The organism is Kribbella sp. CA-253562 (genome assembly GCF_050942265.1).
GTDB lineage: Bacteria > Actinomycetota > Actinomycetes > Propionibacteriales > Kribbellaceae > Kribbella.
In genome coordinates, this window is the sequence record NZ_CP192049.1 from 4,545,819 (window position 1) to 4,558,882 (window position 13,064).

At 71.0% G+C, this 13,064-nt stretch carries 10 protein-coding genes; 8 read left to right on the forward strand and 2 right to left on the reverse strand.

All coding sequences use genetic code 11. The annotated features are described in order from the left end of the window. Positions 1-28: 28 nt before the first annotated feature. A complete protein-coding gene (locus ACQPXM_RS21475) occupies positions 29-958 on the forward strand; it encodes a COX15/CtaA family protein (RefSeq protein WP_432935744.1) in 930 nt (309 codons plus the stop codon). 63 nt (positions 959-1,021) lie between these two features. Here the strand turns inward: ACQPXM_RS21475 and ACQPXM_RS21480 are convergent, their stop codons facing one another. Both ACQPXM_RS21480 and ACQPXM_RS21485 read right to left on the reverse strand, forming a co-directional pair. Next, positions 1,022-2,083: a ScyD/ScyE family protein gene (locus ACQPXM_RS21480; RefSeq protein ID WP_432935746.1), complete on the reverse strand. Its 1,062-nt coding sequence runs from the start codon at positions 2,081-2,083 to the stop codon at positions 1,022-1,024. Positions 2,084-2,270: 187 nt separating this feature from the next. Next, the gene (locus ACQPXM_RS21485; protein WP_432935748.1) at positions 2,271-3,245 is read right to left on the reverse strand and encodes a heme o synthase; all 975 of its coding nucleotides are present in this window, start codon (positions 3,243-3,245) and stop codon (positions 2,271-2,273) included. Between the two features lie 401 nt (positions 3,246-3,646). Here ACQPXM_RS21485 and tkt point away from each other — a divergent pair, with 401 nt between their 5' ends. From tkt to ACQPXM_RS21520, 7 genes are all read left to right on the forward strand, one after another. After that, positions 3,647-5,824, forward strand: a complete 2,178-nt coding sequence (gene tkt, locus ACQPXM_RS21490; RefSeq protein ID WP_432935751.1) for a transketolase — start codon at positions 3,647-3,649, stop codon at positions 5,822-5,824. Between the two features lie 31 nt (positions 5,825-5,855). After that, on the forward strand, positions 5,856-6,965 hold the full coding sequence (gene tal, locus ACQPXM_RS21495) for a transaldolase (RefSeq protein WP_432935754.1): 1,110 nt from the start codon (positions 5,856-5,858) through the stop codon (positions 6,963-6,965). Next, positions 6,962-8,599, forward strand: a complete 1,638-nt coding sequence (locus tag ACQPXM_RS21500) for a glucose-6-phosphate isomerase (protein WP_432935756.1) — start codon at positions 6,962-6,964, stop codon at positions 8,597-8,599. The genes tal and ACQPXM_RS21500 overlap by 4 nt, the downstream gene beginning before the upstream one ends. Further along, positions 8,589-10,139 (forward strand): glucose-6-phosphate dehydrogenase, encoded by a 1,551-nt coding sequence (gene zwf, locus ACQPXM_RS21505; protein WP_432935759.1) that lies wholly within the window; start codon positions 8,589-8,591, stop codon positions 10,137-10,139. The genes ACQPXM_RS21500 and zwf overlap by 11 nt, the downstream gene beginning before the upstream one ends. Continuing rightward, positions 10,136-11,356, forward strand: a complete 1,221-nt coding sequence (locus tag ACQPXM_RS21510; protein ID WP_432935761.1) for a glucose-6-phosphate dehydrogenase assembly protein OpcA — start codon at positions 10,136-10,138, stop codon at positions 11,354-11,356. Before zwf ends, ACQPXM_RS21510 begins: the two co-directional genes overlap by 4 nt. After that, the gene (gene pgl, locus ACQPXM_RS21515) at positions 11,353-12,090 is read left to right on the forward strand and encodes a 6-phosphogluconolactonase (protein WP_432935764.1); all 738 of its coding nucleotides are present in this window, start codon (positions 11,353-11,355) and stop codon (positions 12,088-12,090) included. The genes ACQPXM_RS21510 and pgl overlap by 4 nt, the downstream gene beginning before the upstream one ends. A 104-nt stretch (positions 12,091-12,194) precedes the next feature. Then, entirely contained in the window at positions 12,195-13,016 is an 822-nt protein-coding gene (locus ACQPXM_RS21520) for an isocitrate lyase/PEP mutase family protein (protein WP_432935767.1), read from the forward strand. Positions 13,017-13,064 lie beyond the last annotated feature (48 nt).

A 13,064-nucleotide genomic window follows, 5' to 3' on the forward strand; every position in this document is an offset into this window, starting at 1 on the left:
GGTAGCCGCAGATTAGAGTGTGCCGGTGATGAGCACCGAGACCCCGGCCCCCGCCACCGAGCCGCCCGTCACCGGATTGTGGCGCCTGGTGCCCGAGCCGAGCCTGGACACCGTACGGCGTTGGGGTTGGGCGTCCGTCGTGGCGAACATCGGCATCGTGGTGACCGGCGGACTGGTCCGGCTGACCGGCTCGGGCCTCGGCTGCCCGACCTGGCCGCAGTGCACCGACTCGTCGTACGTGCCGCACCCGGAGCTGGGCATGCACGGCGCGATCGAGTTCGGCAACCGGCTGCTCGGCTTCATCGTCGCGATCGTCGCGATCGGCACCTGGCTGGCCGTGATGCGCTACCGGCCCAAGCGCACGGACCTGCGCCGGCTGGCGACCGCGGCCGCGCTCGGCGTTCCGCTGCAGGCCGTGATCGGCGGCATCAGCGTGCTGACCGGGCTGAACCCGTGGATCGTGTCGGCGCACTTCCTGGTCTCGCCGATCATCATCACGCTGACCGTTTCGATGATGCGCCGGTCCCGGACCAGTCCCTACCCGCACACTCCCCCGGTGGTTCGCGCCCTCGCGACCGCCTCGGTGGTGGCGGTCTGGCTGACCGTTGCCCTGGGCACCCTTGTCACCGGCGCCGGCCCGCACTCGGGTGATCCGGAGACCGGCCGCAACGGCTTCGACGAGGAGCTGATCAGCCAGTTGCACGCGGACGTGGTGTTCGCGCTGCTCGGCGTCTCCATCGCGCTGGTGATCGCGACCCGCGTCACCGCGACCTCCCGCACACTGCGCAAGCTGGCCGCCTGGCTGCTGGCGATGGAGCTGCTGCAGGGTGTCGTCGGCTTCACCCAGTACTTCACCGGCCTGCCGTGGGTGCTCGTACTGATCCACATGTTCTTCGCCGCCGTGCTGATCGCCCTGGTGACCGCCGTGTACGGCGAACGCGGTACACCGGCGACCTAGCGCGACACCCGGGGCGTCCGGTCGGGTGAGACGACCGAACGCCCCGGGCTGCTCACGGAACCGCTACCTCACCTTGTAGATCGCTCCCGGGCCGAACACCGGTGCCGACACGTACAGGTGTCCCCACCTGCTGAACGCGACGCCACCCGGCAGCTGCAGCTTGCCGCGCGCGACCTCCTTGCGCGGACCGCCGTAGTGCCACTTGTTGGGCCACTGGACGATCAGCGAGCCGACAGCGGTCGGCTGCCCACTGACCTCCCACTTGAGCCAGCTGTCCCGGGCCAGCTGGACGGCGGCGATCGCACCGCGCGGTCCACCGGCCAGGTCGACGATCGACGTGTAGCCGTCGGCCCAGCGCTTGCAGTTGCCCGAGTACGGCTTGTACGGGTCGCAGACCGCGTTGTACGAACCCGGCTTGATCCGCCAGATCTGCGACGTGCCCGGCGTGGCCGGGAAGCCACGCAGCTCACCGACGTACCAGTAGCCGTCCGAGCCGACGGTGACCGACGTGGCGACCGCCTCACTGTTGATCGGCGTGCCGGCCGGCGGGATGTCCGGCGGGCCGGGCAGGCCGGCCGGAACCTTCACGGTCCGCGGCTTCAACCGCGCGACGGTCTTGATGTGCCCGTTGGGCCAGACCCGCAGCAGGTCGTTGCCCGCCGCGTCCGCGACCAGCACCGTCCCGTCGCGCAGGGCCGCGAGACCGAACGGGTTGCTCTCGGTCGGGTTGTTCTCCAGGTCGTACTTGTCCGGGTCCTTCAACTGGTACTTGCCGATGTCGGCGATCTTCAGCGGCGCCTTGCCCGGACGCATCCGGTACAACGTCGTCGACCCCGGCGTGGGCGGGGCGCCCGGCTCACCACCCGCTCCGGTCACCGCGTACGTCGTACCCCAGACGTTGGTGTCGACAGCGGGCGCGAAACCGCCGGGCACCGTGCCGAGCTTGCGGATCTTCTTGCCGCTGGACCAGGCCTCCCAGACCGATCCGTCACCGGTGCTGTAGATGATCTTCGACCAGTGCGTGGCGACGCCTCGCGGCGAGTTCAGCCCGGTGACGATCGGCTGCAGACTGCCGCCGCCGTGTGCCTCGGCCGGCGCGGCCACCAGGACCGACCCGACCAGCACCGTCGCCGAAACCGCGGCCAGACGTGCTTTTGTAACCCCCACTAGTTCCCCCTAGCGTCTGTCCTCCCCAGCGTGGAACCCCTCCACGGACCTCACCATGGCAGCACTGCCCGGCGGTCAGGTCAACGGGACGACTCTGCGCTTGCGTACGGATGCCGAGAGCAACCAGTACGCCGGAGCGGTGACGTCAGTGCAGCAGCGGGTCGATCGCGGCGGCGATGAACAGCAGCGCCAGATAGATGTTGGAGAAGTGGAACAGCCGCATCGGCCGCAGGGCCGCGCCGTCGGCGCCGGTGTGGGCCCGGGCCAGCAGCGCGAACGCCTCGCGCAGGAACACCGCGCCGAGCACGACGGCGGCCAGCGGGTAGACGAAGCCGGTGTCCGCGACCGGCCAGAGCGCGATCGAGGTGATCACCATCGCGATGCTGTAGGCCAGGATCTGCCGCGCGGTCGCGACCGGGGTGGCGACCACCGGCAGCATCGGGACGTCGACCGAGGCGTAGTCCTCGCGGTAGCGCATCGCCAGCGCCCAGGTGTGCGGCGGCGTCCAGAGGAACACGACGCCGAACAGCACCAGCGGTGTCCAGGCCAGGTCGTTGGTGACGGCGGTCCAGCCGATCAGGGTCGGGAAGCAGCCGGCGATGCCGCCCCAGACGATGTTCTGCACGGTCCGGCGCTTGAGCACCATCGTGTAGACGAACACGTAGAACAGGTTGGCCACCAGCGCCAGCACCGACGACAGCCAGTTGACGAAGAAGCCGAGCTCCAGGGTCGCCAGCACCCCGAGCACGATGCCGAACACCATCGCCGAGCGTGGGCTGACCGCGTGCCGCGGCAACGGGCGGCGACGGGTCCGGCGCATCTGCTCGTCGATGTCGCGGTCGAGCACGCAGTTGATCGTGTTCGCGCTGCCGGAGGCGAGGATCCCGCCGACCAGGGTGGCGGCGACGACGCCCAGCCCGGGGACTCCCCCGGCGGCCAGGAACATCACCGGGATCGTCGTGACCAGCAGGAGCTCGATGATGCGCGGCTTGGTCAGACCGACGTACGCCTTGATCACGTCGCGTACCGACGGGCCGGCCACCTCGTGGGGAGCCGGTTCGGTCGGCAGCGGCGCCGGGTACGACGTCGTCGCGGCTGGACGCGGGTCGACGGCCGTCACGAACACCTCGAACTTCGGAGATTGACGCCGGGCACCGGCGCTGACGGTTCGACAGTCTACGACGGCCCGTAGGAGGACCGAACCACCCCCCTGCGACGGCAGGGATACAGCCGCACCGAAGGGGCACCGGAGGTGCTGCCGGCCGGACCCACGGCAGTCACATGACTGGTGCGACAAGGCGCCACTCCGGGAGAAGGTGGGTGACATGCCTCGCGCCTGGACCGGGAACAACTTACCGCCGATCCGGGTTGGCGAGGTATGGAAGGCAATGAGCAGGTTGGCGAGTAGGCTCGCTCACGGTGACGCGCGGGGGCGCGACCGGCATGCGGGCTGCCCGGCCGGCCGAGCCTCGGAGCCGACCAGACGAGTGTTTCGCAGCCATCGAGAGGAGCGCCGCCGGCGTGACGGAGAAGACCAGCCCCAAGCTTGAATGGACCGACGTGGATCAGCGCGCGGTCGACACCGTGCGGGTCCTCGCCTTGGACGCGGTGGAGAAGGTCGGCAACGGCCACCCGGGGACTGCGATGAGCCTGGCCCCCGCCGCGTACCTGCTGTTCCAGAAGGTGATGCGGCACAATCCCGCCAACCCGCACTGGGCCGGTCGCGACCGCTTCGTGCTGTCGGCGGGGCACTCCAGCCTCACCCTCTACATCCAGCTCTACCTGGCCGGTTTCGGTCTCGAGCTCGACGACCTCAAGTCGCTGCGGACGTGGGGCAGCTCGACCCCCGGCCACCCGGAGTACAGCCACACCCCCGGCGTCGAGACGACCACCGGCCCGCTCGGCCAGGGCGTCGGCAACGCGGTCGGCATGGCGATGGCGGCCCGCCGCGAGCGCGGTCTGCTGGACCCCGACACGGCCCAGGGCGAGAGCCTGTTCGACCACCAGATCTACGTGATCGCCTCGGACGGCGACCTCGAAGAGGGCGTGTCGGCGGAGGCCTCTTCGCTGGCCGGGCACCAGAAGCTCGGCAACCTCACGGTGATCTACGACGCCAACAAGATCTCGATCGAGGACGACACCAACATCGCGTTCTCCGAGGACGTCGCCGCCCGCTACGCGGCCTACGGCTGGGACGTGCGCGACGTCGACTGGACCAACGGCGGGACGGGCTACGAGGAGAACGTCCAGGCCCTGTACGACGCGCTCGAGGCGGGCAAGGCGGTCACCGACAAGCCCACCTTCATCCGGCTGCACACGATCATCGGCTGGCCGGCCCCGAACGCGCAGAACACCGGCAAGATCCACGGCTCGGCCGCGGGTGCCGACGAGGTGGCCGCGACCAAGCAGATCCTCGGCTTCGACCCGGAGCAGTCGTTCGAGGTCGCCGACGAGGTGATCGCGCACACCCGCCAGGCGGTGGAGCGGGGCAAGGCGGCCGAGCAGGAGTGGTCGCGCAAGTTCGAGGCGTGGCGTGAGTCGTCGCCGGAGCGGGCCGAGCTGCTCGACCGGCTCGACAAGCACGAGCTGTCGCCGGGCTGGAAGGACGAGCTGCCGACGTGGGAGGCCGACGCGAAGGGTGTCGCCACCCGGTCCGCCTCCGGTGAGGTGCTGACCAAGCTGGCGCCGGTGCTGCCCGAGCTCTGGGGCGGTTCGGCTGACCTGGCCGGCTCGAACAACACCACCCCGAAGGGGCAGCCGTCGTTCGTCCCGGCCGAGCACGCCACCAAGGCGTTCCCGGGCAACGAGTACGGCCGGGTCCTGCACTTCGGCATCCGTGAGCACGGCATGGGCTCGGTGCTGAACGGCATCGCCCTGCACGGCGGCACCCGCCCGTACGGCGGCACGTTCCTGGTCTTCAGCGACTACATGCGCCCGGCCGTCCGGCTGGCCGCGCTGATGAAGCTGCCGGTCACCTACGTGTGGACGCACGACTCGATCGGCCTCGGCGAGGACGGCCCGACGCACCAGCCGATCGAGCACCTGGCCGCGCTGCGCGCGATCCCGGGTCTGGACGTGGTCCGCCCGGCCGACGCGAACGAGACCGCCGCCGCCTGGGCCACGATCCTCGAGCACACCGACCGCCCGGCCGGCCTGGTGCTGACCCGCCAGAACGTGCCGACCTTCCCGCGCGGCACCGACGGCTACGCCACCACGGAGAACGTGCACAAGGGCGGCTACACGCTGCTCGACACCGACGGCACGCCCGACGTGATCCTGATCGGCACCGGCTCGGAGGTCCAGCTGGCCGTCGAGGCCCGGGCCAAGCTCGCCGAGGACGGCATCAAGGCGCGGGTCGTGTCGCTGGTGTCCCGCGAGTGGTTCGACGAGCAGGACGACGCCTACCGCGACTCGGTCATCCCGCCCGCGGTCAAGGCCCGCGTGTCGGTCGAGGCCGGCATCAAGCTCGGCTGGCGCGAGCTGGTCGGCGACGCCGGGCGCAGCGTGAGCCTGGAGCACTACGGCGCCTCGGCCGACTACAAGCGCCTGTTCTCGGAGTTCGGCATCACCGCCGACGCCGTGGTCCAGGCCGCGAAGGACAGCATTGCCGCGGCAGCCGAGCTCGGTGGCAGCGGTGTACCGGCAGGACGTGCCGCGGCCGGACCGGTCGGTCCGGCGGACACCTACGCCGCCAACTGACAACTACAACTCAACATCGGAGGCTTCGGACATGACCGACCGTTTGAAAGACCTCGCCGACGCCGGCGTTTCGATCTGGCTCGACGACCTGTCCCGGCAGCGGCTGACCAGCGGCAGCCTGGCCACGCTGATCCACGACCAGCACGTCAGCGGGGTGACCACCAACCCGACCATCTTCGCCAAGGCGATCTCGGACAAGAACGCCTACGCCGAGCAGGTCGAGCGACTGGCCGCCGAGGGCGTGTCGACCGACCAGGCGATCCGGGTGATCACCACCGACGACGTCCGTGACGCCGCCGACCTGTTCAAGCCCGTGTACGACGACACCGACGGTGTCGACGGCCGGGTCTCGATCGAGGTCGAGCCGGGCCTGGCCCGCGACACCGAGAAGACGATCGCCCAGGCCAAGGAGCTGTGGGAGACCGTCGGCCGCGAGAACGTCTTCGTGAAGATCCCGGCCACCAAGGAGGGCATCCCGGCGATCACCGAGTCGCTGGCGGCCGGGATCAGCGTGAACGTGACGCTGATCTTCTCCCTGGAGCGCTACAAGGCGGTCGCCGACGCGTTCCTGACCGGCCTGGAGAAGGCGCTGGACAACGGGCACGACGTGACCAAGCTGGGCAGCGTCGCGTCGTTCTTCGTCAGCCGGGTCGACACCGAGGTCGACAAGCGCCTCGACGCGATCGGCACGGACGAGGCCAAGGCGCTCAAGGGCAAGGCCGCGATCGCCAACGCGCGGCTGGCCTTCGAGGCCTACGAGGAGATCTTCTCCTCCGACCGCTGGCGCGAGCTGGAGACCGCCGGCGCGAAGCCGCAGCGCCCGCTGTGGGCCTCGACCGGCGTGAAGGACCCGGCGTACAAGCCGACCATGTACGTCGAGGAGCTGGTCACCCGCGGTGTCGTCAACACGATGCCGCAGGCAACGATCGACGCGGTCGCCGAGGGTGCCGACATCACCGGTGACACCGTGCGCGGCAACTACGACGCCGACCGCCAGGTGATCGCGGAGCTGGAGAAGCTGGGCATCTCCTACGACGACGTCGTCCAGGTGCTCGAGGACGAGGGCGTCAGCAAGTTCGACGCCTCCTGGTCGGAGCTGCAGGACACCGTCACCGCGGCCCTCAAGGCGGCGGCCAAGTGACCGACAACACCACCGCCAAGGCGTACGGCGAGGGCTGGCAGGACGTCGTCGACCGGCTGGTGAGCGAGAAGATCGCCTCCCGGATCGCCGCCAAGGACGCCAAGGTCTGGGGTCCGGAGGCCGAGTCCGAGGCCTCGATCCGGCTGAGCTGGGTCGACCTGTACGACTCGTCGCGGCCGCTGCTGGCCGAGATCGAGGCGCTGCAGGCCGATCTGCGGGCCGAGGGCCTGGACCGGATCGTCCTGGCCGGCATGGGCGGCTCGTCGCTCGCGCCCGAGGTGATCACCCGCACGGCCGGCGTCGAGCTGGTCGTGCTGGACTCGACCAACCCGAGCGTGATCGCCCGGGCCCTGGCCGGAGACCTGCAGCGCACGGTGCTGGTCGTGTCCAGCAAGTCCGGCGGCACGGTCGAGACCGACAGCCAGCGCCGGGCGTTCGTCAAGGCGTTCACCGACGCCGGTATCGACGCCGCGTCGCGGATCGTCGTCGTCACCGACCCGGGCTCGCCGTTCGAGAAGCTCGCGGCCGACGAGGGCTACCGCAAGACGTTCCTGGCCGACCCGCACGTCGGCGGCCGCTACAGCGCGCTGACCGCCTTCGGCCTGGTGCCGTCGGCGCTGGCCGGCGCGGACGTGGCCGAACTGCTGGACCAGGCCGCCGAGGTGGCCCCGGCCCTGCAGGCCGACAGCCCGGACAACCCCGCGCTCGTGCTGGCCGCCGTACTGGCCGGCAGCCCGGGCCGGGACAAGGCGATCATCGCCGCCGGTGGCTCGTCGATCGTCGGCTTCCCGGACTGGGCCGAGCAGCTGATCGCGGAGAGCACCGGCAAGAACGGCACCGGTGTTCTGCCGGTCGCCGTCCAGAGCCTGAAGGCGCCGGAGCTGCACAGCGGCGCGGGCGACCTGGTGCACACGCTGCTCGCGGCGGACGCCAGCTCGGCCTCGGTCGCCTCCGGTACGCCGACCGTCGTCACCACCGGCTCGCTGGGCGCGCAGATGCTGCTCTGGGAGACGGCGACCGCGGCGGCGGGCTACCTGCTCGGGATCAACCCGTTCGACCAGCCCGACGTCGAGAGCGCCAAGCAGGCCGCGCGCGGTCTGCTCGACGCCCAGCCCGAGCCGGAGGCCGCGGCCTTCACCGACGGCGCCGTGGAGGTTCGCGGAACCGACGGTCTGCTCGACGGTGTGGACAGCGTCAAGGGCGCGGTCGACGCGCTGCTCGGCCAGCTCGCCGACGACGGCTACCTGGCCGTGATGGCCTACCTGGACTCCGAGCGCGACGAGAGCCTGGTCGCGATCCGCCCGGCGCTGGCGGAGCGGACCGGACGCCCGGTCACCTTCGGCTGGGGCCCGCGGTTCCTGCACTCGACCGGCCAGTACCACAAGGGCGGCCACCCGCAGGGCGTGTTCCTGCAGATCACCACGTCGGAGTCCACCGACGTCGAGATCCCGGACCGGCCGTTCAGTTTCGGCACGCTGATCTCCGCGCAGGCCGCGGGTGACGCCGGGGTGCTCGCCGAGCGCGGGCGCCCGGTGCTGCGGCTGCACCTGACCGACCCGCAGGCCGGCGTACAGCAGCTCATTTCTCTACTCGACGCACACGACAAGTCGGAGGCAAGCGGCGATGACCGCTGAACTCGAAGAAGAGCCGACCGGCCCGGTGAACCCGCTGCGGGATCCCCAGGACCGGCGGCTCCCCCGGATCGCCGGGCCGTCCAGCCTGGTGATCTTCGGTGTCACCGGTGACCTGGCCCGCAAGAAGCTGATGCCGGCGATCTACGACCTGGCCAACCGGGGACTGTTGCCGCCGGGCTTCGCGCTGGTCGGCTTCGCCCGGCGCGACTTCAGCAACCAGGACTTCGCGCAGATCGTGCACGACTCGGTCAAGGAGCACGCGCGCACGCCGTTCCGCGAGGAGGTCTGGCAGCAGCTCGCGGAGGGTTTCCGCTTCGTGCCGGGCGACCTGACCGACGACGAGGCGTTCAAGAAGCTGCGGGAGACCGTGGACGAGCTGGACGTCAACCGCGGCACCGGTGGCAACCACGCGTTCTACCTGTCGATCCCGCCGAGCCTGTTCCCCAAGGTGGTCGAGAAGCTCAAGCAGCACGGGCTGGCCGACGAGGTGCCGGGTTCGTGGCGGCGGGTGGTGATCGAGAAGCCGTTCGGCCATGACCTGAAGAGCGCGCGTGAGCTCAACCACGTGGTCGAGTCGGTCTTCCCGCCGGAGGCGGTCTTCCGGATCGACCACTACCTGGGCAAGGAGACCGTGCAGAACATGCTGGCGCTGCGGTTCGCCAACGCCATGTTCGAGCCGGTCTGGAACAGCCACTACGTCGACCACGTCCAGATCACGATGGCCGAGGACATCGGCATCGGCGGCCGGGCCGGGTACTACGACGGCATCGGCGCGGCCCGCGACGTGATCCAGAACCACCTGCTCCAACTGCTCGCGCTGGTCGCGATGGAGGAGCCGGTCAGCTTCGACGCCTGGTCGCTGCGGCAGGAGAAGAAGAAGGTGCTGGCAGCGGTCAAGCTGCCGGACCGGCTCGACCTGCACACCGCCCGCGGCCAGTACGCCGCCGGCTGGGCCGGTGGCACCAAGGTCAAGGGCTATCTGCAGGAGGACGGCATCCCGCAGCACTCCGCGACCGAGACCTTCGCCGCGATGCGGGTCGACGTGGACACCCGCCGCTGGGCCGGCGTCCCGTTCTACCTGCGCACCGGCAAGCGGCTCGGCCGCCGGGTGACCGAGGTCGCGGTGATGTTCAAGCGCGCCCCGCACCTGCCGTTCACCGCGACCGAGACCGAGGAGCTGGGGCAGAACGCCCTGGTGATGCGGATCCAGCCGGACGAGGGCATCACGATGCGCTTCGGCGCCAAGGTGCCGGGCACGATGATGGAGATCCGCGACGTGAACATGGACTTCGCCTACGGCGGGTCGTTCACCGAATCCTCCCCCGAGGCCTACGAGCGGCTGATCCTCGACGTGCTGCTCGGCGACCCGCCGCTGTTCCCCCAGCACACCGAGGTGGAGCTGGGCTGGAAGATCCTCGACCCGGTGATCAACTTCTGGGCCGAGCAGGGTCAGCCGGAGCAGTACGACTCCGGTGGCTGGGGTCCGGACTCCGCCCACGAGATGCTCGCCCGCGACGGACGCGCCTGGAGGCGGCCATGATCATCGACCTGACCGGTACGACGTCGAGCGAGATCGCGTCGGCGCTGCTGCGGGCCCGCCGCAACGCGGGCTCGCCGGCCATGGGCATGGTCGGCACGATCGTGGTGGTCGTCGACGAGGCGTCCCACCACGACGCGATGAAGGCCGCGAACGAGGCCGGCCGCGAGCACCCGTCCCGGGTGCTGGTCGCGATCCTGCGGCCGGGCCGGGGCGAAGGCGGACTGGACGCGGAGGTCCGGGTCGGCGAGGGCATTCCGGGTGAGGCGGTGCTGCTGCGGCTGCACGGCGAGCTCGCGAAGGTTCCGGAGTCGGTCGTGACCCCGCTGCTGCTGCCGGACTCCCCCGTCATCGTCTGGTGGCCGGGCGGTGGGCCCAAGGTGCCCGCCACCGACCCGCTCGGCAAGCTCGGCCGGCGCCGGGTCACCGACGCCGCGGCGACGCGTCGTGCGTCGGTCGACTTCTCCGCACGTGCCGAGGGCTACCAGCCGGGCGACACCGACTTCGCGTGGTCGCGGCTGACGCCGTGGCGGGCGCTGATGGCGGCGGCTCTCGACCAGTACCCGGCGCAGGTCACCGGCGCGGAGGTGGTGTCGGCGAAGGGCAACCCGAGTGCCGACCTGATGGCCGCCTGGCTGCAGTGCAAGCTGGGTGTCGCCGTCGAGCAGAAGACCTCGCGGGGACCGGGGCTGACGGCGGTTCGGCTGTTCACGCCTGCCGGTCCGATCGTGCTGAGCCGGCCGGACGGGTCGATCGCGACGTTCAGCGTTCCCGGACAGCCGGACCGGCCGGTCGCGCTGAAGCGGCGTACGCCGTCGGAGCTGCTGAGCGAGGAGCTGCGGCGGCTCGACCCGGACGACGTGTACGCGCAGACGCTGGCGTGCATGGTCGAGCGGGAGTCGATGCCGGCCGAGGCGAAGAAGGTCAGCGCGGCCGACCGGCGTTCGGCGCAGTCCGCCGCGGAGAAGGCGGCGGTGCGGACGGCGGCGGTGGAGGGCAAGGCCGCGTCGCCGGAGCTCGAGGCGCACGCCGCCGACGCCAAGAAGAAGGCGCCGGCCAAGAAGGCCTCGGCTGCGGCGAAGAAGACCGGCACCGCGAAGTCGGTGACCGCGGCGAAGTCGGCCGGCTCGGCGAAGTCGGCGGGCAAGAAGACGGCCGCGCCGGCGGTCAAGAAGACGGCGAAGAAGGCCACCGGCAAGAAGGTGGCCGGGCGGTCATGAGCACGCCCGAGATCCTGGTCAACCGCGACGCCGAGGGCCTGGCCCACGCCGTCGCGGCCCGGCTGATCACCCGGCTCGTCGACGTCCAGAGCACCGGCAGGGTCGCCCAGGTCGTGCTGACCGGTGGCCGCGTCGCGGCAGTCGTTCACCGGGCCGTGGCGGAGTCCCCGGCCCGGACGGCGATCGACTGGCGGCGGGTCGAGTTCTGGTTCGGCGACGAGCGCTTCCTGCCCGAGGGAGATCCTGAGCGCAACGCGACCCAGGCGTGGGACGCGCTGCTGTCCAAGGTCGACGTCGACCCGGCGAAGGTGCACGAGATGGCACCCGACACCGGCCAGGGCCCGGAGGCAGCCGCCGCGGCGTACGCGGAAGAGCTGGCTGCCGCCGCGGGCGGCTCGAGCGGGCTCGCGGTTCCGGCGTTCGACGTACTGATGCTGGGTGTCGGGCCGGACGGGCATGTCGCGTCGCTGTTCCCGGGATATGCGGAGCTGCAGGTCGACGACCGGCCGGCGGTTGCGGTGCACGACTCGCCCAAGCCGCCACCGACCCGCGTCTCGCTGACGTTCCCGGTGCTGGCGCGGGCGGCCGAAGTCTGGTTCGTGGTGTCGGGCGAGGACAAGGCGGAGGCCGTGAAGACGGCGCTGACCGGCGGTGACGTCCCGGCCGCCACGCCGAAGGGCACCGAGCGCACGTTGTGGCTGCTCGACGACGCCTCCGCGGCGAAGATCGACTGACGAAACGCCACGCCAGCCCCCGGTCGGCCTCGCGCCGGCCGAGGGCTGCCGCGCGGACTCCGGTGACGGCATCCGCCGAACCGTTCGCCCGGCATGATCGGGGCATGACCGACTTTCGAGAACTGCACAACGGATCGTTCGTGATGCCGAACGCCTGGGACGCCGGCAGCGCGGTCGTGCTGGCCGAAGCGGGATTCCCGGCGCTGGCCACGACCAGCGCGGGGATCGCGTTCTCGCTCGGCGCGGGCGATCACACGGTGCCCGACGGCGCGCCGACGGTGCCGATCGACGTGATGTTCGAGCGGATCCACCAGATCACGCAGGCGGTCGGCGTACCGGTGAACGGTGATCTGGAGGACGGGTACGGCGCCTCGCCGGACGACGTCGCGCGGACGATCCGCCGGGCGCGGGACGCAGGTCTGGCCGGCGGCAACATCGAGGACTACGACGGCCGCGCGCTGTACGAGGAGCGGTTGTCGGTCGAGCGGATCGTCGCCGCGCGGGAGGCGGCCGGACCGGACTTCGTGCTGACAGCTCGCACGGACGGGCAGTTGCTCGACGGGACCGTTCCGCTGGCCGACTCCATCCGGCGGGCGAACCTGTTCCGCGAGGCCGGGGCGGACTGCCTGTACCTGCCCGGCGTCAACGACGTCGAGCAGCTGCGGACCCTGGCGGCCGAGATCGACGGCCCGCTGAACGTCGTACTGGGCCTCGGCAGTTCGAAGCTCACCGTCGCCGACGTCGTCGGCGCGGGTGTCACCCGGATCAGTCTCGGGGGAAGCATCGCGCGGTCCGCGCTCGGATTCGTCCGGCGGGCCGCCGAGGAGCTGCGTGAGCACGGCACGATGACGTTCGCCGAGCAGCAGATCCCGCAGGGCGAGCTGAACCAGCTGTTCGCCCGGTACGCCGCACGCCGGTCGCACTGACCGGCGACCATCGGCAACGCGAACACCCGGGCGGTCCGACTGGACTGC